The 20,798-nt window shown below is 73.8% G+C and carries 23 protein-coding genes; 13 read left to right on the top strand and 10 right to left on the bottom strand.

What is annotated here, in order from left to right; all coding sequences use genetic code 11:
* Nucleotides 1-21 precede the first annotated feature (21 nt).
* Nucleotides 22-210: a hypothetical protein gene (locus tag AC3ET3_RS19730; protein ID WP_432135404.1), complete on the bottom strand. Its 189-nt coding sequence runs from the start codon at nt 208-210 to the stop codon at nt 22-24.
* A 127-nt stretch (nt 211-337) separates the two neighbouring features.
* Between AC3ET3_RS19730 and AC3ET3_RS19725 the strand changes: the two genes are divergently transcribed.
* Genes AC3ET3_RS19725 through AC3ET3_RS19710 form a run of 4 tightly spaced genes read left to right on the top strand, consistent with a single transcriptional unit; the run spans nt 338 to nt 3,363 of the window.
* Entirely contained in the window at nt 338-844 is a 507-nt protein-coding gene (locus tag AC3ET3_RS19725; RefSeq protein WP_432135346.1) for a DUF2617 family protein, read from the top strand.
* Nucleotides 841-1,251 (top strand): DUF4247 domain-containing protein, encoded by a 411-nt coding sequence (locus tag AC3ET3_RS19720; protein ID WP_432135347.1) that lies wholly within the window; start codon nt 841-843, stop codon nt 1,249-1,251. Before AC3ET3_RS19725 ends, AC3ET3_RS19720 begins: the two co-directional genes overlap by 4 nt.
* A 59-nt stretch (nt 1,252-1,310) precedes the next feature.
* Nucleotides 1,311-1,748, top strand: coding sequence for a DUF350 domain-containing protein (locus AC3ET3_RS19715; RefSeq protein WP_432135348.1), 438 nt, complete (start codon nt 1,311-1,313; stop codon nt 1,746-1,748).
* A gap of 16 nt (nt 1,749-1,764) precedes the next feature.
* Nucleotides 1,765-3,363 carry a polyamine aminopropyltransferase gene (locus AC3ET3_RS19710; RefSeq protein WP_432135349.1) on the top strand — a complete coding sequence of 533 codons (1,599 nt, stop codon included), beginning with the start codon at nt 1,765-1,767 and terminating at the stop codon, nt 3,361-3,363.
* Nucleotides 3,364-3,391: 28 nt separating this feature from the next.
* On the opposite strand, the gene AC3ET3_RS19705 is transcribed toward AC3ET3_RS19710, so the two are convergent.
* Nucleotides 3,392-3,886 carry a cupin domain-containing protein gene (locus AC3ET3_RS19705; RefSeq protein WP_435612567.1) on the bottom strand — a complete coding sequence of 165 codons (495 nt, stop codon included), beginning with the start codon at nt 3,884-3,886 and terminating at the stop codon, nt 3,392-3,394.
* 302 nt (nt 3,887-4,188) lie between these two features.
* Nucleotides 4,189-5,295, bottom strand: coding sequence for an endonuclease/exonuclease/phosphatase family protein (locus AC3ET3_RS19700; RefSeq protein WP_435612566.1), 1,107 nt, complete (start codon nt 5,293-5,295; stop codon nt 4,189-4,191).
* 271 nt (nt 5,296-5,566) lie between these two features.
* On the opposite strand from AC3ET3_RS19700, the gene AC3ET3_RS19695 reads away from it, so the two are divergent.
* Nucleotides 5,567-7,267: a BCCT family transporter gene (locus AC3ET3_RS19695; RefSeq protein WP_432135352.1), complete on the top strand. Its 1,701-nt coding sequence runs from the start codon at nt 5,567-5,569 to the stop codon at nt 7,265-7,267.
* Here the strand turns inward: AC3ET3_RS19695 and AC3ET3_RS19690 are convergent.
* Nucleotides 7,182-7,607, bottom strand: coding sequence for a DUF2267 domain-containing protein (locus tag AC3ET3_RS19690; RefSeq protein WP_435612565.1), 426 nt, complete (start codon nt 7,605-7,607; stop codon nt 7,182-7,184). The genes AC3ET3_RS19695 and AC3ET3_RS19690 overlap by 86 nt on opposite strands.
* A 402-nt stretch (nt 7,608-8,009) precedes the next feature.
* On the opposite strand from AC3ET3_RS19690, the gene AC3ET3_RS19685 reads away from it, so the two are divergent.
* On the top strand, nt 8,010-8,444 hold the full coding sequence (locus AC3ET3_RS19685; RefSeq protein WP_432135354.1) for a DUF2267 domain-containing protein: 435 nt from the start codon (nt 8,010-8,012) through the stop codon (nt 8,442-8,444).
* A gap of 556 nt (nt 8,445-9,000) precedes the next feature.
* On the opposite strand, the gene AC3ET3_RS19680 is transcribed toward AC3ET3_RS19685, so the two are convergent.
* A complete protein-coding gene (locus AC3ET3_RS19680) occupies nt 9,001-9,339 on the bottom strand; it encodes a hypothetical protein (protein ID WP_432135355.1) in 339 nt (112 codons plus the stop codon).
* A gap of 212 nt (nt 9,340-9,551) precedes the next feature.
* Between AC3ET3_RS19680 and AC3ET3_RS19675 the strand changes: the two genes are divergently transcribed.
* Nucleotides 9,552-11,249 carry a chloride channel protein gene (locus AC3ET3_RS19675; protein ID WP_432135405.1) on the top strand — a complete coding sequence of 566 codons (1,698 nt, stop codon included), beginning with the start codon at nt 9,552-9,554 and terminating at the stop codon, nt 11,247-11,249.
* 104 nt (nt 11,250-11,353) lie between these two features.
* Here the strand turns inward: AC3ET3_RS19675 and AC3ET3_RS19670 are convergent, their stop codons facing one another.
* Nucleotides 11,354-11,890, bottom strand: a complete 537-nt coding sequence (locus tag AC3ET3_RS19670) for a MarR family winged helix-turn-helix transcriptional regulator (RefSeq protein WP_432135356.1) — start codon at nt 11,888-11,890, stop codon at nt 11,354-11,356.
* Nucleotides 11,891-11,899: 9 nt separating this feature from the next.
* Nucleotides 11,900-12,979 carry a PP2C family protein-serine/threonine phosphatase gene (locus AC3ET3_RS19665; RefSeq protein ID WP_432135406.1) on the bottom strand — a complete coding sequence of 360 codons (1,080 nt, stop codon included), beginning with the start codon at nt 12,977-12,979 and terminating at the stop codon, nt 11,900-11,902.
* A 213-nt stretch (nt 12,980-13,192) separates the two neighbouring features.
* Between AC3ET3_RS19665 and AC3ET3_RS19660 the strand changes: the two genes are divergently transcribed.
* Nucleotides 13,193-13,732, top strand: a complete 540-nt coding sequence (locus AC3ET3_RS19660; protein ID WP_435612564.1) for a nitroreductase family deazaflavin-dependent oxidoreductase — start codon at nt 13,193-13,195, stop codon at nt 13,730-13,732.
* A gap of 5 nt (nt 13,733-13,737) precedes the next feature.
* A complete protein-coding gene (locus tag AC3ET3_RS19655; protein WP_432135358.1) occupies nt 13,738-14,250 on the top strand; it encodes a hypothetical protein in 513 nt (170 codons plus the stop codon).
* Between the two features lie 199 nt (nt 14,251-14,449).
* Here AC3ET3_RS19655 and AC3ET3_RS19650 read toward each other — a convergent pair whose 3' ends face one another.
* Together AC3ET3_RS19650 and AC3ET3_RS19645 are read right to left on the bottom strand one after the other, a co-directional pair.
* Nucleotides 14,450-15,172 (bottom strand): potassium channel family protein, encoded by a 723-nt coding sequence (locus tag AC3ET3_RS19650; protein ID WP_435612563.1) that lies wholly within the window; start codon nt 15,170-15,172, stop codon nt 14,450-14,452.
* Entirely contained in the window at nt 15,165-16,547 is a 1,383-nt protein-coding gene (locus AC3ET3_RS19645; RefSeq protein ID WP_435612562.1) for a TrkH family potassium uptake protein, read from the bottom strand. Before AC3ET3_RS19645 ends, AC3ET3_RS19650 begins: the two co-directional genes overlap by 8 nt.
* Nucleotides 16,548-17,169: 622 nt before the next feature.
* On the opposite strand from AC3ET3_RS19645, the gene AC3ET3_RS19640 reads away from it, so the two are divergent.
* Nucleotides 17,170-17,817 (top strand): lysophospholipid acyltransferase family protein, encoded by a 648-nt coding sequence (locus tag AC3ET3_RS19640; RefSeq protein WP_435612561.1) that lies wholly within the window; start codon nt 17,170-17,172, stop codon nt 17,815-17,817.
* A gap of 24 nt (nt 17,818-17,841) precedes the next feature.
* On the opposite strand, the gene AC3ET3_RS19635 is transcribed toward AC3ET3_RS19640, so the two are convergent.
* Nucleotides 17,842-18,288: a hypothetical protein gene (locus tag AC3ET3_RS19635; RefSeq protein WP_432135362.1), complete on the bottom strand. Its 447-nt coding sequence runs from the start codon at nt 18,286-18,288 to the stop codon at nt 17,842-17,844.
* Nucleotides 18,289-18,468: 180 nt separating this feature from the next.
* Between AC3ET3_RS19635 and AC3ET3_RS19630 the strand changes: the two genes are divergently transcribed.
* The 3 genes from AC3ET3_RS19630 (at nt 18,469) to AC3ET3_RS19620 (ending at nt 20,748) form a co-directional block, all read left to right on the top strand.
* Nucleotides 18,469-19,446 (top strand): GerMN domain-containing protein, encoded by a 978-nt coding sequence (locus tag AC3ET3_RS19630; RefSeq protein ID WP_435612560.1) that lies wholly within the window; start codon nt 18,469-18,471, stop codon nt 19,444-19,446.
* 109 nt (nt 19,447-19,555) lie between these two features.
* The gene (locus AC3ET3_RS19625) at nt 19,556-19,819 is read left to right on the top strand and encodes a DUF1876 domain-containing protein (protein ID WP_435612559.1); all 264 of its coding nucleotides are present in this window, start codon (nt 19,556-19,558) and stop codon (nt 19,817-19,819) included.
* A 215-nt stretch (nt 19,820-20,034) separates the two neighbouring features.
* Nucleotides 20,035-20,748 (top strand): FAD binding domain-containing protein, encoded by a 714-nt coding sequence (locus AC3ET3_RS19620; RefSeq protein WP_432135365.1) that lies wholly within the window; start codon nt 20,035-20,037, stop codon nt 20,746-20,748.
* Nucleotides 20,749-20,798 lie beyond the last annotated feature (50 nt).

Raw genomic sequence — 20,798 nt, 5'->3', positions numbered from 1 at the left:
TGCTCCCGTTCGTCGTGCCGCTCAGCCCCTCTTCGGGCGCGGGGTCGGCGGCGAGGGCAGCAGGGTGGTGGTCCCGGACTGCAGGGCCAGGGCCGCGCACTGCCTGCTGTCGCGGTAGACGCCGTCGGGTTCGGCGGGATCGAGGGCCTGTTCCAGCTCGACGTCACGGACGGCCGCGAATGCGTCGGTCAGCTTCTCGGCGGAGGTCATGTCACCGCGTCGGGCGGGCCTGCGCCGTACGACGTACGGGCGCCCCACCAGCCGCTTAGAACACATGCGCCTCATGTGTCATACTCGGCGCCGCTCATCGCACGAATTGACTCCGGGGGGACGCCAGGTGCACGCCATTTCCCTGGACGCCCCCTATCTGGACACCGACGCGGACCAGCTCTGTCTGTCACTGGACCTGGACGAGCGTCCGGCGCTGGCCGAGCGCGAGAGGGTCGTCGGCGGGCTCGTCGTACGGCTGCGGCTGCTCGGCGCGTCGCACCAGGTCTTCGCCGGACCCGTGCGCGAGACCGTGGCCTGTCTGCGGGGAGCGGTGACGGGCCTCCCTACCGCGCACCGGCGGGAGTTGCCGGGCTGGCACTACGCATTTACCGCCGAGACACGGCGGTTGCCGCCCGAGGAGTTCGGCGCGCGGGTGGCACGGATCCTCGGCCGCGTCGCCGACCGGGAGGCGAGCCTGTGCGGAGTCTTCCCGGGCTCGCCGGAGGCGGTGACGGCGGTACTCGTCGAGGAGGCGGACGGGCCGGCCGGCGGTGGGCTGGTCTGGCGCACCTGGCACACGTATCCGCAGTACGGCCAGATCGTATCGACGCACACCCGGCTGGAGGCCCGATGAAGAGCACCCGACCCGTCCGCGCGGCGGCTGCGGCGGTGGCGGCGATGCTGGCCGCGGTCCTGCTGACGGCCTGTTCCGGCGGTTCGGACACCGCCGTGCCGCGCGGCTGGATAGCGGACACGTACACCGTGGACGCGGGGGGTTGGCGCGACCGGGACAGCGTGCCGGGCGACGTCGCCGACGCGATAGACGACCACAGCCACGCGCTCGACCGCGCCTCCGGCGACAGCATGGAGTTCCTGCGGTACGGCGACGACATGGTCACCGTCTCGCCGTACCGGAACGGCAGCCTCATCCAGATCGAGGACTACCGCAACGGCTACAACCGCCACTCCCAGCACCTGAGCCACTGGCCCAACCCGTACAGCGAGAGCTTCCGCGGCGGCGGTCCCGGCACGGGCAAGTGACCGCGGCGCCCACCACACCCTGACCCGCCCCCGACGACGCCCTGAAGAAAGGCAACGCAGTGACCGAGATCTTCGAGTCCACCGGCCAGGCCCTGCTCTACGGAGTCGTCGGCCTCGCCGTGATGGCGGTCGGCTTCATCGCCCTCGACCTCGTCACGCCCGGCAAGCTCTTCCACGTGGTGTGGTCCGACCGCAACCGCGGCGCGGCCGTCCTGCTGGGCAGCCAGTCGGTGGCCGTGGGTCTCGTCATCATGGAGGCGATCCGGGCCAGCGAGTCCGAGCGGGGCCTGGGTTACGGCCTGACCAGCACACTGTTGTACGGGCTGGCCGGGGTGCTGGTGATGACCCTGGTGGGCATCGTGATCGGCGCTCTCACGCCCGGTCAGATGGGCTCGGTCGTCCTCGACGACAGCGACGGCCGTCCGCACCCCGCCGCCTGGGTCCAGGCCGGCATGTACCTGGGCACCGGGTTCATGGTCGGCGCGGCGCTCTCCTAGCCCGGTCGCCGCCTCCATGAGCACACCCGTCCTGCGCGGCCGCGACACCTCGGCGCCCGCTCCTGCCCCGGCCCGCCGGCATCCCCGGGGGGCGCGCTTCCTGCTGCTGTTCGCGGTGTTCCTCTGCGCGGCCTGCGGTCTCGTCTACGAGCTGGCGCTGACCGCGCTGGGCAGCTACCTCATCGGCAACTCCGTGCTGCAGACCTCCGTGGTCATCTCCGTGATGGTCTTCGCCATGGGACTCGGCTCGCTGGCCGCCAAGCCGCTGCGGCGCCGCCCGGTCGGCGCGTTCGCCCTCGTGGAGGCGGCGCTGGCGCTCGTCGGCGGGCTGTCGGTGCTGACGCTGTACGCGGCGTTCGCCTGGCTGCAGTTGTACACGCCGGCGATGGTCGTCATCGCCCTGGTGGTGGGGCTGCTGATCGGCGCCGAGATACCGCTGCTGATGACGCTGCTGCAGCGCATCCGCAGACAGGAGGCGGGCAGCGCCGTCGCCGACATGTTCGCCGTCGACTACATCGGCGCCCTGGTCGGCGGGCTGTGCTTCCCGCTGCTGCTCCTGCCGACATTCGGGCAGTTGAAGGGCGCGCTGGTGGTGGGCGCGGTCAACGCGGTGGCCGGTGTGGTCGTCGTGGTGTTCATCTTCCGCCGGCAGACCCGGCGTTTCGTACAGGCGGGGCTGCTCGCCGGGGTCACCGTGGTGCTGGCGGTGCTCGGCACGGCCTACGTGCTGGCGGACGACCTGGAGGTCACCGCCCGGCAGCAGATGTACCGGGATCCGATCATCCACGCGGAGACGACCGCGTACCAGGAGATAGTGCTGACCCGGTCCACCGCCTTCACCGGCAAGCCCGACATGCGGCTCTTCCTCAACGGTGACCTGCAGTTCAGCTCCGTGGACGAGTACCGGTACCACGAGTCGCTCGTGCATCCCGCGCTGTCGGGGGACAGGCAGAAGGTGCTCATCCTGGGGGGCGGCGACGGGCTGGCGCTGCGCGAGGTGCTGCGCTATCCGGACGTGCGTCAGGTGACACTCGTGGAGCTGGACCCGGCGATGACGCGGCTGGCCCGCGGCTTCGGGCCACTGCGCACGCTGAACGGCGCGTCACTGGAGGACCCGAGGGTGCGGGTGGTCAACGCGGACGCGTTCACCTGGCTGCGCTCCGCCCGGGAGCGGTACGACGCCGTCATCATCGACTTCCCCGACCCGGACACGGCGGCGCTGGCGAAGCTGTACTCGGTGGAGTTCTACCACCTGCTCGGCCAGGTGGTGACGCCGCGGAGCAAGGTGATGGTGCAGAGCGGATCGCCGTTCTTCGCACCGAAGACGTACTGGTCGATCGCGGCGACCGTCGAGGCCGCCGGGTACGCCACGACCGAGTTCCAGGTCGATGTGCCGAGCTTCGGCAACTGGGGGTTCGTCCTCGCCTCGCCGGGCGGCACGCCCCCACCGCTGCGGGTGGCGGCGGACGCGCCGCGGCTGCGCTATCTGGACGACGAGGTGCTCGAAGCGGCGACCGTGTTCCCCGTCGACCGCCGCCGCACGGACGTCCGGCCGAGCACGCTGATGGATCCGGCGGTCCTGGACTACGAGTTGGACGAGTGGCAGAACTACTGACCTGCCGGGGGACGTTGTCCGGCGCCGATCAGGGTGCGTCCGGGGGCGCCGGGACGGAGGCGGTCCGGTAGCGGCCGCGGAACACGGCCAGCAGGTCGTCGGTGGGTTCGGCTCCCGCGCTCACGGCGGCGTGGACGTCGCGGAAGTAGTTCTCGTAGCCGGCCGGGGTGTAGAGGCACAGGGCGCGGGCGGTGGCCGGGCCCGCGTTGCGGAAACCGTGCGGGGTGCCCCGGGTCGCGGCGAGCAGGTCGCCCGGGCCGGCCGTGATCTCGCCGTCGCCGGTGTGCAGCGTCAACTCGCCTTCGAGGACGTAGAAGTACTCGTCGTGTCCGTCGTGCACGTGCGGTCGGGCCCCGATGGTGCCGGGGGCGAGGGTGAACTCCTCGAACGCGAAGCGCCCGCCCGTGTGATCACCGGTGAGCCGGAAGAAGTGCGCGACACCGGCGACGTCGATGAGCTCACCGTCCTGACGGCGACGCAGCAGCGGGCGGGCGGCGGGGGTGCGGGGCCGGTCGTCGGTCATGGGGGCATTGTGACCCAGCGGGCGGCTGAGGTTCGGACGGGGGCCGCGCAACAGGGCCGGGGGGGTGGGGCGGGGGCCGGGCAACAGGGCCGGGGGGCGGGTCGGGGGCCGGTCGGAGACCGGGGAAACGACCGGCCGTGATTGAGGTACCGGACGGGGAGACGGACGGCCATGGGTGAGGTGCCGGGCGGGGAAACGGACGGCCATGGGTGAGGTGCCGGACGGGGAAGCGGGGGGGCCGCTCGCGGCGTCGGCCGACGGGCGGTTCGGGAGCCCGGGTCACGCCGGCGGGCTCCCGAGGCTCAGCCCAGCGTGACGCGTGCGGCGACCGGGAGGTGGTCGCTGCCGGTGGCGGGCAGGGTGCGGATCCGGGAGACGGTGGCCGAGCGAGCCATGACCTGGTCGATCCGGGCCAGCGGGAAGCGGGCGGGGAAGCTGAGGGCGAAGCCTCGCTGCGCGACCTCCAACCGTGAGGTGAGCGGGGTCAGTCCGCGGTCGTGGACGGTGCCGTTGAGGTCCCCGAGGAGGATGACCGTCCCGCGCTCCTCGGCGGCGACCGCCCGGCCGAGGAGGCGGGCGCTCTCGTCGCGCCGCGCGGAGGCGAGGCCGCTCACCCCGACGCGGACGGAGGGCAGGTGTGCGACGTACACGGCGATCTCCTCGTGCGGAGTGTGCACCACGGCCCGCAGACCGCGGTTCCAGGGCTCCTCGATGCCCCGCGGCTTGATGTCCAGCGGCCGGGCGTCGGTGAACGGGTACTTCGACCACAGGCCGACCGTGCCCCGCACGGCGTGGTACGGGTAGTCCCGGGCGAGCGTCCCCTCGTAGACCTGAAGCGCGGGGGGCACCAGTTCCTGCAGGGCGATGAGGTCGGGCGCGGCGGCGGTCAGGGCGCGGGCGGTGCCCGCCGGGTCGGGGTTCTCGTCGCTGACGTTGTGCTGGACCACGACCAGGTCGCGCGGCCCGGGCCGGGGAGCCGGCAGCAGCAGCCCGCCGAAGAGGTGCGTCCAGGCCGCCACCGGCAGCAGAAGCGCCAGCAGGGCGAGGGCCGACCGGTGCAGCAGCGCCAGGAGGAACAGGGCCACGACGACCAGGCCGAGCCACGGCAGGAACGACTCCAGCAGACTACCCAGGCGCCCCGCGGAGTTGGGGACCGCCCGGGGGAACGCGAGCAGGCCCGCGGTCAGCACGGCGAGTACGGCGAGTACGGTCGGCCCCCGCCCCGGACCCGGGACCCGGCCGCGTCCCGGGCGCCCGGTTTCTCCCCCGCCCCGCGACTCGTCCTTCACCGGGCGCCGCCCTCGGTCGCGAAGCCGCGCAGGCCGGGGGCCCACCACCGCCGCCTTCACCGCCGACGGCACACCACCACCCGCCCGCTCCACCATGGTCTCCCGTCCGTTCTGCCTCATCGCCCACAACGACGTGCGGGCGGGCACGTCAGGTTCCCCCGGAGCCGCGACGGGGGCGGCCTGTGCGTACCACTGGCCCGCGTTCGGCGAGCGGTCCGCGCCCGCTCGCCTCGTGCCGGTGGCCGGAGGGACGGCGGCCGGACTTGACGGGACGTCAGGCCTAGATCGCCGAAGGCCCGGTACCCGCGGTGGCGTGGCACGGCCGGTTCGGTGGTCACGAGCGGCGCGCCACTTGACCTTGTCAGCCGATTTCCCACCATAGTGGGGCCTCATGAGCACCGAACCGATTGATCAGTCCCGGCCGTCACCGCCGGCCGACGCCTCGGTCGACGGCACTCCCGACCGCGTTCTCGTCGCAATCGGCATGGCCGCCGTCATCGCCGTGGTCCTGTGGGCCTGGCTCGGCGACGACAACTTCGACAGCGTCTCCTCCACGAGCCTCACGTGGGTCCTGAACAACTTCGGCTGGCTTTTCGTGGTCGCCGCCGACGTGTTCCTGGTCCTGTGCCTGGTGATCGCGTTCAGCCGGTTCGGCCGGATCAGGCTGGGCACGGACGACTCCGAGCCGGAGTTCGGCAACCTCGCCTGGATCGCGATGATGTTCAGCGCCGGTATGGGCATCGGCCTGATGTTCTACGGCGTCGGGGAACCGCTCACCCACTATCTCGCGCCGCCCCCGGCGAGCGGGGTGCGGCCCGAGTCGTCCGGTGCGGCGCGCACGGCCATGGAGTACTCGTTCTTCCACTGGACGCTGACCCCGTGGGCGATCTACGGGGTCGCCGGGCTGGCGCTGGCGTACGCCGGGTTCCGCAAGGGGCGCGGCAACCGGCTCAGCGCCGCGTTCGTCCCGCTGATCGGGGCCCGGCGGGCGGCGTCGTGGCAGGGCAGGGGGATCGACCTGCTCGCCGTCTTCGCGACCGTCTTCGGCACGGCGACCAGCCTCGGCCTCGGGGCGCTGCAGGTCGCGGAAGGGCTGGACATCACGGTGGGGGTGGACGCCAGCCGGAACACGGAACTGGTCGTCATCGGGGCGCTGTCGGCGGCGTTCGTCGTGTCGGCGTTCTCGGGTCTGCACCGGGGCGTGAAGTGGCTGTCGACGCTGAACATCGTGCTCGCGGCGGGGCTGATGGTGTTCGTCTTCCTGCTCGGTCCGACCGTCTACATCCTGGACACCATCCCGGCGTCCGTCGGCGGCTATCTGGAGAACCTGCTGCCCATGGCCACGCGCACCGGGGCCTTCTCCGACCAGGAGTGGCTGGGCGCGTGGACGATCTTCTACTGGGCGTGGTGGCTGTCGTGGGCGCCGTTCGTGGGGACGTTCATCGCCCGGATCTCGCACGGCCGGTCCATCCGCGAGTTCCTCATCGGGGTGCTGCTCGTGCCGAGCGGCGCGACCGTCATCTGGTTCTGCGTGATGGGCGGTTCGGCGCTGCGGATTCAGTCGACCGGGGAGGCGGACCTGGCGGGCGCGGTGGAGAGCGGTGCGGAGGCGTCGCTGTTCGCGATGCTGGACGCACTGCCGATCGGGACGGTCACGTCGTTCGTCGCGATGGTCCTGGTGATGACCTACTTCATCACCAGCGCCGACTCCGCGTCGCTGGTGATGGGTTCCCTGACCAGCCGGGGCGCGCTGCATCCACCGTCCTGGCTGGTCGTGATGTGGGGCGTGCTGATGGCGGCGGTGGCGGCGGTGCTGCTGGTGGTGGGCGGTCTGAGTTCGCTGCAGACGGCGACGATCCTGGTGGCGCTGCCGTTCGTGGTGGTCATGATGGTGCTGTGCTGGGCGCTGCTGAAGGAACTGCGCGAGGATCCCGGCGCGGGTCCCGCACGGCACCACGCCCTGCACCGGCTGACGGACGTCGTGCGGACGATGGTCGGCGACGCGGTCACCCAGCAGGCGTCGGCCCCGGCGCGCCATCACCGGCTGCGGCGGGCGGCGAAGGCCCGCTCGGACACCGACGACGAGAGCTGATCCCTCCGGAGGTCGTCCGCGCCGTCACGGCCGCCGACGCGGGTGGTGAACCCCGCGGCGCGAGGCGACGACCGGCCGGGGCCGGGCGCCCCGGCCGCCGTCGGGCGTCAGGTGGGGCCGCCGGAGCCCCCGGAGCTGAGACAGCCGCGTGGGAGCCGTCGGGGAACAGGGTGCGGGCGAGCTCGTCGTCCAGCGCTTTGCGGAGCTTGTCGGTCAGGCCGCCCCGGGTGGCCTCGTCGGCGAGTTCCATGACGGCACGAGCCTCGTGAGCGGCCCGGGTCCGGGTCCGGTCCTCGCCCGCCCGTCGGGCGACACGGTCGAGGAACGTTGTGCGGTCCATCCGGACGCCGGACGCCGGTCGCCTGTCGCCGCCTGGTCCGGCGCGGACGCGACACGGCGCAGGTGCTTCCCGATCTCGCCTGGCAGCTGGGCGGCGAGCCGGCCGGTCGGCGAGGAGGGGGATGCGCTCGCCGAGGGGTCTCCGGCGTGACCCGGGGCGCGGCCTCGGCGCTGCCCCGGCTGTCGAGGCGGGCCCGTGCCTGAAGCTGTCCGATGAAGGGGTCGTGGTCCGCCCCGCCCCTGCGTGGTGTTCCCTCTTCCGCTTCCTCGGGCGTCGGGTCTTGCCCGGATTGCCACCATTTCCGCGGTTCATGTCCGTCAGCGGGGCACTCGACGCGACGGAGTCCCAGGGGACCGGGCGCGGGCCTGCCCGCCCGCCCCGGCCGCACCAGCGGGAGGCAACATGATCAGCCATGAGCAACTGGTCGAGGACGTGTCGACGCGGGCCCGACTGGACGACACCGAGGCGGCCGACGCGGCCGTGCACCTCGTGCTCGCGGCGCTCAGCCGGCGTCTCGACGACCGGCGGCGGGAGCACCTGCGCCAGGCCGTGCCGGCGCACGAGCACGTCGCCCTGGTGGCCGGCGGGGGTTCCGGGCGCGGTCAGGCGAACCGGCTGACCGATCTGCTGGCCGAGGTCGCAGGGCCGGCGGGCGGCACACCGGAGCAGGCCCTGTTCCTGTCGCAGACCGTGCTGTCCCGGGTCACCGACGAGGACAGCGGCCTGGAGGCGGACCTCCGCGGCTGCCTGCCCGACGAGTTCGGCCCGCTGTTCGCGGCGCCGGGTACGCAGCCCCAGCGCTCCGGGCGCGCGAGGCCGGCGCCCCCGCCCCGCTGAGCGGGGAGAGGGCGGCCGGACCAGTGCCGCTCGGGGCGTCGCCCCGGGCTGTGACGCCCGTGCCACACCGGCGCTCCCGCCCGGGGGGCCGGGATGTGTCGTACGCCGGCCGCGGGCGACGCTGCTCGTCGGCCGACGGCCGGTCTCGCAGGAGAGCAGGGCGCCGCGCCGAGGGCGGCCGCGGTCCTCACCGACGGCTCCAGCGGCGGATCGCCACGGCTGAGAGCCAGGCTCGGTCTCGCAGAGAAAAGCAGGGCGCCGCGCCGCGGACGGCCGCGGCCCTGACCGATGGCGCCCAGCAGCGGGCCGCCGCGGCTGAGAGCCACGGTGCCGGCACGGGGTGTCCGGCGCGTGCCGGACGGGCGGCGGCCGAGCGCCGGGAAGGGCGGTGAGGCTCGGATCACTCCGCGCGCAGCCCGTCTCGCAGCGGCTGCCGACGCACGCCCACCGCCCCGCCGGAGTCGCCGGTGTGTCGGGATGTGCCCAGTCAGACGCCGGCGCAGCGGCCGGGCGGCTTCGACGAGCGGTGATCTCTTGCCGGCCCCGCGGGCCGTGGTCACGGGGCCGCGGTCGGCTCCGCCGGGGGTGCGGGGCGGGGACGGGGCCAGGCGGTGGTGCCGCCGCCGCGCCACTCGATGAGGGGGGTGGTCGCGGCCTCCTCGTGGTTCAGGGCGATTCCGATCCGCCGCACCACGCCGAGCACGTCCGACAAACTCCACGCCACGCCCACCGGCCGGCCACCGACCGACACCTGGCGGCCTCCGGCACCGGACGGCTGGTGCACGACCACCGGCGCCGTCCGCCCACGCGCGCGTCCGGGCGGCTGCGGACAGTCCCAGGGCCCCAGCCCGGGCCCCGCCGACCTGGTACGCCGCTCTTCGGACGCGTCCGCCATGTACCGATGCTCCCCCGACGCGCTTGCCGTGACCATGACTCAATTGTTGCACAGTGCAAAAAGAGCGCTCACAGACGGCCGGACCGGACCCCGGCGGCCGTGCGACTTGACACGTTTTGCATAATGCAAACGTGAGGGAGGCAAAGGAGATGCGCACCATCAAGTCGGCCGGGCCCGCGATGCCCGGGCTCCGCTCCAAGCCATGGGGCCTGATGGCACTGGCCGTGACGATCGGCGCGGGCGCCGGTGTGGGCTCCATCGTGTTCCGGTGGTGCATCACGGCCTTCACCCGTCTGTTCTCCGGCCACGAGGACTACGCGGCCGTGCCGGGCGCCGGCCATCCGCACGTCCCGTGGCTGGGCCCGTACTTCGTCCTGCTGGCCCCGGTGCTCGGCGGCCTGCTGTACGGCCCGCTGGTGCAGCGCTTCGCCCGGGAGGCGCGCGGGCACGGCGTGCCGGAGGTGATGCTGGCGGTGGCCCAGCGCGGCGGGCGGATCAGCCCGAAGGTCGCGGTCGTCAAGACGCTCGCCTCCGCCCTGACCATCGGCTCGGGCGGCTCGGTGGGACGCGAAGGCCCCATCGTGCAGATCGGCTCGGCTCTCGGCTCCACGCTGGGCCGGGTGACGAAGGCGGCCGAGGGCCGGCTGAAGCTTCTGGTCGCCTGCGGCGCGGCGGGCGGCATCGCCGCCACCTTCAACGCGCCGCTGGCCGGCGTGTTCTTCGCCATGGAGCTGATCCTGAGCACCTTCAGCGCGGAGGCGTTCGGCGCGACGGTGCTGGCCAGTGTCACCGCGAGCGTGATCGGCCGGGCCGCCTTCGGCGACGTCGCGTTCCTGGACCTGCCCGACTTCCACGTCGACCACCTCGCCCAGTACGGGCTCTTCGCCCTGCTCGGAGTGGTCGCCGCGGTGGTCGGGGTGGGCTTCTCGCGGTTCCTGTACCTGATCGAGGACGCCTGCGACTGGCTGTGGCGCGGTCCCGAGTGGCTGCGGCCCGCGGTCGGCGGGCTGGCGCTCGGCGTGGTGCTGCTGACGCTGCCCGAGATGTACGGCGTCGGCTACCCGGTGCTGGAGAAGGCCACCGAGGGCGGGTACGCGATCGGGTTCCTGCTGGTGCTGCTGGCCGGGAAGGCGTTGGCGACCAGCTTGACGATCGGCATCGGGGGCTCCGGCGGGGTCTTCGCGCCGAGCCTGTTCATCGGGGCGATGCTGGGCTCGGCGTACGGCATCGGCGTTCACGACCTGCTGCCCGGCACCGCGGGTGCGGTGGGGGCGTACGCCCTGGTCGGGATGGGGGCCGTCTTCGCGGGGGCGTCCCGCGCGCCGATCACCGCCGTGGTGATCCTCTTCGAGCTCACCGGGGAGTACTCGATCATCCTGCCGCTGATGCTGGCGATCGTGCTGGCGACCGCGACCAGTCGGCTGCTGTCCGGCGACACCATCTACACGCTCAAGCTGCGCCGGCGCGGCGTCGACCTGGAGGGCCCCGCGCAGGGGGCCCGGCTCGGGGCGCAGCACGTCGGGTCCGCGATGGAGCCGCTGCCGGCGCCCCTGCCCGCGTCACTCGCCCTGGTCGACGCGGCCGACCTGCTGAGCCGCTCGGGGCACGGCGCGCTGCCGGTGGTGGACGGCGCCGGGGCGTATGTCGGGGTGGTGTCCGCGCAGGCGGTCGCCGAGGCGCTGGCGGAGCAGCCGGACGGGGCGCCGTCATCTGTCGGGGCGCTGGCGCAGCCGCCCGCGCCGGTGACCGAGGACCAGCCGCTCGCCCAGGCCCTGCACGTCCTGCTCTCGGCGCCGGGCACCGGGGTCCCGGTGCTCGCCGCGGACCGGGACAAGCCGGTGGGCTGGCTCAGCCATCAGAGCGCCCTGCGCGCGGTGCACACCGCGGCCGTCCCCAGCGCCGCGGTGTGAGCGGGCCGTGGCCGTGCGGTCCCCGGGCCGACGGCAGGCCCGGGGACCGCAGGGCCACGGTCATGCGTCGCCGGAGCGCGTCCCGCACACCGCGAGGCCCCGTGTCACACGTCGCGGGACACCGGCACGTCCACGGCCCACCCCAGCGGAGGCGGCCCCGCGTCGTCGGTCCCGAAGGCGAGGGGCTCGCCGCCGGCCTCGTTGAAGGCGGCCAGGGCCTCGATGAGGGCGAGGCGCTGGGTGGGGCTGAGCCGCTCGACGATCGCGGCGATCTCGGTGCGGCGCCGGGCGGTGACGTCCTCGACCGTGCGGCGGCCCTCGTCGGTGAGCTGCAGCAGTGTCTCGCGGCGGTTGTCGGGGTTCTGGTGCCGGTCCGCCAGGCCGGCCGCGATCAGCCGGTCGACCATCCGCATCGCGGTCGACGGCGCCACCTGCAGCAGCTCCGCGAGCGCGACCAGCTTGGTGGCGCCGCGCGTGGACAGCACGACCAGCATCCGGAACTGCGGCAGCGTGACCCGGTCCTCGACCGCGGCCAGCGAGCGGGCCGACACGGCCACCAGCAGCCGCGACGCGGTCAGCACCGCACGGGTCACCGCATCGACATCGTCCATCGCCCCCGCGGGGGTCTCGCGCTCCGGCATGTGTCCTTTCTACCGCGCCGCCTCGCCCGACGACTCACGCGGTGGGAACGGATTTTCCCTCCCCTCGCCCGCGCCGTGCCCGTGGTAGCGCAGCAGGAGCATCGCGGCGTCGTCGTGCGGCGGGCCGCCGGTGTGCTGGGCGATGTCCGTGCGCAGGGCCTCCAGGGCCCGGTGCGCATCGGGATCCTTGAGCAGATGGGACCGCTCCCCCAGCGGATAGAACCGGCCCTCTTCGTCGCGGGCCTCGGTGACGCCGTCGGTGTACAGCAGCAGTTGTTCGCCGGGGGCGAACCGCACGCGGTAGGGCTCGGGGGCGTCTCCGGCGTGTGCGCCGAGGCCCAGCGGCAGGGTGAAGGCGGGCGGCTGCGGGAACTGCACGCCGCCGTCCCGGCGGACCAGCAGGGGGGCGGGGTGACCGTAGTTGAGGAAAACCGCCTCCTCTCGGGTGCCGATCTGGGCGAGGATGGCAGTGACGAACTTCTCGCCCTCCAGTTCGCGGGCCACACTGCGCTCCAGGCGCTCGCCGAGCCCCACCAGATCGGGTTCGTCGTGGGCCGCCTCGCGGAAGGCGCCGAGGACGACGGCGGCCGTCTCCACGGCCGCCAGTCCCTTGCCCTGCACATCGCCGACGATGACGCGGATACCGTGCGGGGAGGCGACCACTTCGTACAGGTCACCGCCGATGCGCGCCTCGGCGACCGCCGAGGTGTACGAGACGGCCGCCTGCAGCGGCCCCGCGGTCAGCGGCACGGGGCGCAGCAGGACCCGCTGGGCGACCTCCGCGATGGAGCGCATGCTGGCCAGTTCGCCCTCGCGGCGCGAGCGCATCACGGCTGCCGCGATGCCCACTCCGGTGACGCCGGCGACCGAGGCCACCGCGGAGTAGCCCCGGCGCTCCTCGAAGAGCCGGTCGTACCAGCCGAGCGCGGCGCACAGCACCATGGCCGCGAGGCCGAAGACCGCGGTACGGCGCCAGCCGCCGACCAGTCCGGCGAAGGCCGGCCCGAGCGAGACCAGCGGCAGGAAGCCCACCCCGGGGCCCGCCACGACGTCCGCGACGGCCACGAGCGCCATCACCACCGCCGGCATCCAGGACAACACGGTCCCGGTGGACGGCGTCCTCTTGTCGATCACGCGTGCTCCAGCCGTGTCGCGGCGTCCGAGAGCCGCCCCTTGCCCTCGCAGGCGCCCCTCCCCCACCTTTAGACTATGCAAAGGTTGCCCGGGTGCGGTGGGCCTCCCTCCCGGTCCTTTACCCAATCGAGTCCGACACCCGGTGTTCCCGACCCGCGGAAGGCGACCATGGCAGACAGACAGATCCCGTCCTTGCGGCTGCGGCCGCCCACCGGCTGGCGTCGCCTGTTCTTCCGGGCGCCGATCCTGTTCTTCCGCGTGGGACTGGGACCTCTCTTCGGGAAGCGGCTGCTCCTGCTGCACCACACGGGCCGGGTCACCGGCCTCGGGCGGATGACGGTGGTGGAGGTGGTCTCCCACGATCCGGCCGGTCCGAGCTGGACGGTCGCCTCCGGTTTCGGCCCGAAGGCCGCCTGGTACCGGAACCTGCGCGCGCAGCCGAAGACGCTCATCCAGCTCGGCAACCGGCGCCACGCCGTCACCGCCCACTTCCTGCCGTCCGAGGAGGGTGCGGCCATCATGGCCGACTACGCGCGCCGTCATCCGCGGACGGCCCGCCGGCTGTGCGCTTTCATGGGGCTGCCGGCCGGCGGCGAGGAGTCGTACCGCGCGGCGGGCCGGGCCGTCCCGTTCGTCCGGCTGGAAGCCGACGGCGAGGACGGGCCGCACGGGCGTGGTCCGGGCGGGCCGACGCACAGGGAGAGGTGAGGACCGTGACGATCCGACGGCCGGGGGACGACGCGACCCCCGAGGGTCCGGACGGCGCAAGAGCCGGCGCGGAGGACGTGTGGCTGAAGTTCCTCGCGGACACCGAGGACGCCATTCGTGACTCCGCCCCGAGGGAGCTCTCGGCGCGGGAGCGCGCCCGCCGGGCGGCCGGGGGCGAGGACCGGCAGCCGAAGGGGCCCACGGTGGACGCGGTCGGCAGTCTGTGGGTGCCGGAGGGCCCGCGGCCGGCTCCGGCTTGGCGGGAGCTGGACGGTCCGGCCCGGGCCCGGCGGGTCGTCCGGGTGCTCGCCACGGCGGCCGCGGTGGCCCTGGCGCTGTGCGCCTGGTCGTGGCTGTCCACCGGTGCGGGGGCGCCGGCCGGCGGGCCGGGCGATCCCAGCGCGCGCCATCTGGAGGAGGCGTCCGAGGAGCCGCCGCAGGCGGGGCCGTCGGCCGCTCTCGTTCCCCCCGTTCCGGCGGGCGCGGAGCGGGACGCGGCGTCGCGGACCACCGGGTGACAGGGCCGGCTCGACCGGGTCGGCGACCGGCGACGACTCTCACGTGATCCGAGGCGGTGGCGACGGAGCCGCCGCCTCGCGACAGCGACTCCGGGCTGGGCTCGGGCTCGGCGTGCTGTTCCCGGCTCCGCCTGGGGCAGGCGGGGCGGGTTCGGTCCGCTCACCGGGCACCACGCCACATCCTCACTGTCAGGCGCTGTCAGGCGAGCTCGGCGAAGGCCTCGACCGCATGGGTCTTGCCGGTGACGATGATGACGTCGCCCTTCTGGACGACCGTCTCGGCGGTGGCGTACGTGAAGTCCTCACCGGGGCGCTTGATGCCGACCACGGTGATGCCGTAGCGGCTGCGGACCTGGCTGTGGTCGAGGGGGACGCCGGTGGCGATGTCGGGGGCGACGGTCTTCACCAGGGCGTAGTCGTCGTCGAACTCGATGAAGTCGAGCATCCGGCCGGTGACGAGGTGGGCGACGCGTTCGCCCATCTCGTGCTCGGGCAGCACGACATGGTGGACACCGAGGCGCTCGAGGATCTGGCCGTGCTGACGGCTGACGGCCTTGGCCCAGATGTTGGGCACCTCGGCCTCCAGCAAATTGCTGCTGACCAGGATGGACGCCTCGACGTCGGTGCCGATGCACACGACGGCGCTGGTGAACTCGTGGACGCCGAGCTGGCGCAGGGTCTCCATGTCGGTGGAGTCGGCGACGGCGGCGTGGGTGAGGCTGTCGCTGTACTTCTGGACCAGCCGGGCGTCGGTGTCCAGACCGAGCACGTCCCAGCCGCGGCGCATCAGTTCGCTGGCCAGCGAGTAGCCGAAGCGGCCGAGACCGATGACCGCGACCCGCTGGTCGCCGGTGACCCGGCTGTAGGTGTCGGAGAGACGCTTGCGCCGCCGCTGGCGCAGGGAGTGCAGGTAGTTAACCAATGACGGGTCGCTCCTCGGGCAGTTCGTAGCGGCGCGTGCGTTCACGCAGCGCCAGCGCCGACACCAGGGTGATGGGGCCGAGACGGCCGACGAACATCAGGACGGTCAGCAGCAGGTCCCCGGAGACGGGCAGGCCGGCGGTGATGCCGGTGGACATGCCCACCGTCCCGAACGCGGAGACCACCTCGAACAGCACCGCCTCCGTCGTCTCGTGGGTGAGGGTGAGCAGGGCGAGCGAGGCCCCGATCACGATGCCGACGCCGAGCAGGGCCACGGTCAGCGCCTGGCGCAGGGTGTGGGGAGCGAGGCGGCGGCCCAGCATGGAGGAGGTGGGTTCGCCGCGCACCTCGGCGAGCATGGCGGCGGCCAGCACCGCGAACGTGGTCACCTTGATGCCACCGGCGGTTCCGGCGCTGCCACCGCCGATGAACATCAGCACGCTGGTCATCAGCAGGGTCGAGGCGTGCATCGCCCCGATGTCGACCGCGTTGAACCCGGCCGTGCGGCTCATCGCCGAGTGGAAGAAGCCGTCGAGGATCTTGCCGGGCACGCTGTGCGCGCCGAGGGTGCCCGGGTTGGACCATTCCAGCAGACAGGTGAGGGCCGTGCCGGCGAGCAGCAGGACGACCGTGGTGATGAGGGTGAGCTTGGTGAGCAGGGACCAGTTGCGGCGGCCGGTGGTGCGCCGCCGCCGGCGGTGGCGCAGTATCTCCAGCAGGACGGGGAAGCCGAGGCCGCCGAGGATCACGGCGGCCGCCACCGGAAGGCAGACCCAGGGATCCTGGGAGTAGCGGGTCAGGCTGTCGGGGAACAGCCCGAAGCCCGCGTTGTTGAACGCCGACACGGCGTGGAAGCAGCCGAGGTAGACGGCCCTGCCGATGCCCTCGCCGTAGCCGAAGCGGAAGCGCAGGGCGAGCAGGGCGGCGACGGCGAGTTCGACGACGACGGTGATGCGGGCGACGCCGAGCAGCACGCGGCGTACGTCGCCGATGCCGAGGCTCTTGGTCTCCGCCTGCGCGGTGAGCTGCATGCGCAGCCGCAGCCGTCCGGAGACCAGCAGGGCCAGCAGGGACGCCATCGTCATGATGCCGAAGCCGCCGACCTGGATGAGCGCGAGGATGACGCCCTGGCCGAAACCGCTCCAGTAGCCGCCGGTGTCCACGACCGCGAGACCGGTGACGCAGACCGCGGAGGTGGAGGTGAACAGCGCGGTGACGAAGCCCGTCGCGGTGCCGTCGGCGGAGGACACCGGCAGGGTCAGCAGGGCCGCGCCGAGGAGTGTGACCAGGGCGAAGGCCATCACGACCGCTCGGGCCGGGTGCGTGGCCAGCAGCGCCGGCGCCCACAGCCGCACCCGTTGTGCCAGTCCCGCCACTGCCGTCCCCTCACCGCCCGCCGCGACGCCGTTCGCCGTGTCCGTCCCGGTGGGAACCCGTCAAGATCTCGAACGCACACCCTACATCCGGTGCCCTCACCCGGCGCACCCGCCGTGCGGGCGCCTGTCCGGGCCGGACCTGCGCGGATGCGCCCCGGGGGGGGGCCGTGGGCGGCGGTGCGGGCCGGCCGGTGCGGCGGGTGCTCCTGCGCGCGGCAGGGCAGGACGTGGGCGGAGCGGTAGGCGCCGGCACACCGGCCGATCGGCCCGGTTCCGGTGGACGGCGACCCGGCTTCGACGGCCGGGCGGAACTGACCCGCTCGGGTGGACGGACGACCCGGCGCCGCCGTACGGGCGAGCCGGCCGACCGGTGTGCGGGCGGGCGAGCCGGTCGGTGTGCGGGCGGGCGAGCCGGGCGGCCGGATGCGGCGCAGGGGCCGCTCGTCGGCCCCCGGTGCCAGGGGTCCAGCGCCCGGGAGGCCGGCGGACCAGCGCCCTGGGGGCACGCTCCGCGTGCGGTACCGGGGCGGAACCGAGTACGCGTACTCAGGCGGGCCCGCCGCCGGACCGCGGACGATGTCGGTCACGTCCTCGGCCCCGTCCGCCCTGCCAGGAGAGAACCATGCTCGCCCGTCTCGCCCACACGCTCGTCCCGGCCGCCGGTCGGCTGACCGTCACCGCCGATGCCGGGGCGGCCTTCGCGCCGGGCAGCATCGTCGCCGCGAACCACACCTCCCTTGCCGACCCCGCCGTGGTGCTCGCCGCACTGCACCGCCTCGGCGTCCGTCCCACGGTGATGGCGGCGGCCGGGCTGTGGCGGATACCGGTGCTGCGCGGCCTGCTGTCCCGGGAGGGCCACATCCCGGTCCACCGGCACGACCGACGGGCGGCGCAGGCGCTGCGGCTCGCCGTGCGCGCGCTGGAGCGGGGACGGGTCCTGCTGATCTACCCGGAGGGCGGCCTCCCTCACCGGGCAGGCTCCGCCGAGAGCGCGCCCGGCGCCTTCCGCAGCGGTCTGGCCCGGCTCACCGAGGAGACCGGGGCGGCCGTGATCCCGCTGGGGCAGGCGGGCGCCCGCCGGCTGCTTTCCGGCGGGCCGGTCCGGCAGTGGACGGGGCTGCTCAGCTCTCCGCTGCGGCGGCCCCGGCTGCACGCGCACGCGGGCGCGCCGGTGACCTTGTCCGGGGACCGGTGCGCCCGGACCGTCCAGGCGCACCGGGCGGTCACCACCGCCTGGAGCACGGCGGCCGCCCGGCTGCGCACCGGCTGATCCCCGGGTCCCCGGGGGGAGCGGCTACTTCAGGGTGTAGTTGCAGCCCTTGGGGTCCTTGCCCCCGTCGTTGTCGGCGACCTGCTTGCCGTCGACCTTGATGACACAGGGGGCGGCGCTCAACGTCCCGTCCGCGGCCTTCACCGAGCCGGGGACGATGCTGAGGAGGTAGCCCAGCTTCTGTTCGGCGGGCGTGAGTTCCACGGTCTCCGTCTTGGACCAGGGCAGTTGCTGCTGGTCGAAGCCGTCGCTCTCGGCGTGGTACATGATCTGCGTCGATCCCTCGCCGGTGACCTCCAGGGTCACCTCGTGGGTCGCGCCCCCGGGAGCGGCCTGCTTCGACGGGCTTTCGGCCGCGGTGGCGGCCGCCTCGGTCCTGTCGTCCTTGCCGTCGCCGTCCCCGCTGCCGCAACCGGTCAGCAGCACGGCCGCCGTGACGAGCAGGGCGGCACCGGTCATGGTCCTTCGCATGTTCCCCGTTCCCAGCTTTCTCGTTGTCGTCGTTCTGTTTTCCGCGGCGAAGGGCCGACGCCCCCGCCCCGTAGATCCAATCACCTCGTCGGGCCGGTGCGCCAAATCGCGGGAAGGGCCGTTCGGCCCTGGCGGACGGGCGGCCGACGGAGTTCGCTGGAAGGGTCGGAGGAGGCTGCCATGACTGGCGACAAACCGGCTCCGCGCCCTCGAGGGCGCGTCTTCTTCGTTCTGGTCTCGGCGCTGGCGGCCTTGCCGCTGGCGTCCCTCACGGCCTGCGACTCCTCCTCCGGGGGGAGCACGTCACCGACCGGCCCCCCGAAGGCGTCCCGCTCGCCCTCCCCCGCCACGACCGGTGTCCCCTCACCCTCCGCAACCGCAAGCAGCCGCCCGCGCACCGGGACGGCGTCACCGTCGACGAGCCGCCCCGCCACGCCCGCCCCCGCTCGGGTCGCCACGGCGGTGTACTTCCTGCACGGCGAACACGTCTCGGCCGCGCCGCGCACGGTGACCACGCCGGCCACCGCGGCCGGTGCCCTGCGCGCCCTGCTCGCCGGGCCCAGCGGCTACGAGCGCCACAACGGCCGTACCACCGCCATCCCCTCGGGCACGGCCCTGCGCTCGATCGCGGTCCACGACCGGGTGGCGACCGTGGACCTCTCCGGACGCTACGACGACGGTGGCGGCACCCTGTCGATGCGGGCACGCCTCGCCCAGGTGGTGTTCACGGTCACCCGCTACCCGACGATCGACAAGGTGAGCTTCCGGCTCGACGGCAAGCCCGTCACGGCCTTCGGCGGCGAGGGCATCCTGCTCAACCACCCCGTCGGACGGGCCGACTTCGAGGACGTCTCACCGGCCGTGCTGATCGAGTCGCCGCTCATCGGGCAGAGCGTCGGCACGCCGGTGCGGGTGCGGGGCAGCGCCAACACCTTCGAGGCCGAGTTCCGGCTGAAGGTCACGGACGTCTCCGGCCGGGTGGCCGCCGACGTACGGGTCATGGCCACGTCCGGCACCGGGACGCGCGGCACCTTCGACGTGCGGTTCCCGTACCGGGCCGCCCGCAGCGGGGCCGGACTGCTGACGGCGTACTACCTCTCCCCCGAGGACGGCAGGCCCGTCACCGTGGACACCGTGCCGCTGACCGTGAACCGCTGACCGCCGTCCGTCACCGTGCGGGCATGCGGAACCGGACAGGGCCGGTCGGCACTGGACGCGTCACCGGCGCGGTCGCAGCCTGTAGGTGGGGGAAACGCTCACGGAGGCGATGACAGTGGAAGCCAAGCAGTGGACCGTGCAGATCTACATCACCGAGGACGGCGACGACACGCGGGCGCGTGCCGTGCTGAGCACCCGCGACACCGCCGCCCTCACCGGCCGGGGCACGGCGCGGCGCAATCCGATCGACCGGCCGATCCCCGAGGTCGGTGACGAACTCGCGGCCAGCCGCGCCCTGGAGGACCTGGCCATCCGGCTGCACGACGTGGCAGCCGACGACATCGTCGAGATGGCCGGCCCCCTCCGGGCGTGACGCCGGGCAGCGTCCCGGCGCCGGCCGGCCGACGCCCGCCGGGCGGGTGCTTCCCGCCCGGCGCACGGCCGTCCGTCCGCGCCCCGCGCACCCGGGGCGTGCATGTGATGCCGTGACCTCTGTATGCGCCCCTGCCCGCGCGGGGAGAATGCGGGTGCCACTGATCATGTGTCGCGCCCCCACCGCGCACCCTCCGGGAAAGCAGGTCGGCTGCCGTGCTGTTGCGTGTGCCAACGTCCGTGTCGGAAGTCCGGGAGTACGTCGCCCAGGGGGTGGTGCCGATCGGCGGCGCGACGCTGCTGTGGGCGTCCTTCCAGCGGGAGGGGTTCCCCCAGCAGGTGATGTCGCTGCGTCAGGTGCCGGAGGCCACCGTGGTCGGGCCGGAGGAACTGGGGTCCGCCGCGCTGCTGAGCGAGGTGGACGAGCGGGTGCCCGCGGTGCTGCGCCGGGCGGCCGGCACGGTGGGCACGGGCGCCGTCCGCCGCACGGCCACCGTCGGCGGCAACATCGTGGGCAGCTCCCTGCGCTGTCTGCTGCCCCCGGCACTGGTCCTCGACGCCCGGGCGACCGTCCTGGACCAGAACGGCGTCTACGACACGGACCTCGCCGAGGTGGTCGCGAAGCGTCCCGTGCTGTTGTGCCTGCGCTGGCGCGCGCCCCTGGCCGACGCCTACCACAAGGAGCCCGGCGAGGTGGGCGGCCCGCCGCCGGTGGTCGTCGCCGCCGCCGTGCACGCCGAGGACGGGGGGCGCCGGCTCCGGGTCGCCGTCCGCGACGGCTACGAGGTCCACACGGGGAACGTCGCCTGCGACGATGTTGACCCCGCCGCGGTGCTCGGTGCGCTGGCCGGCACCGGCCTCGGCGCGCTCTCCGGCGGCGTCCGCCCGGTGGTGCGCGAACAGGTCACCGGCTTGCTGGCGCGGCTCTGAGCAGGCGCCGATCTCGCTGTCGGTGAGGGGCCTTCCTCGCTGTCGGTGAG

This window comes from Streptomyces sp. bgisy159 (assembly GCF_057707805.1).
This window is presented reverse-complemented; position numbering and strand designations above follow the sequence as displayed.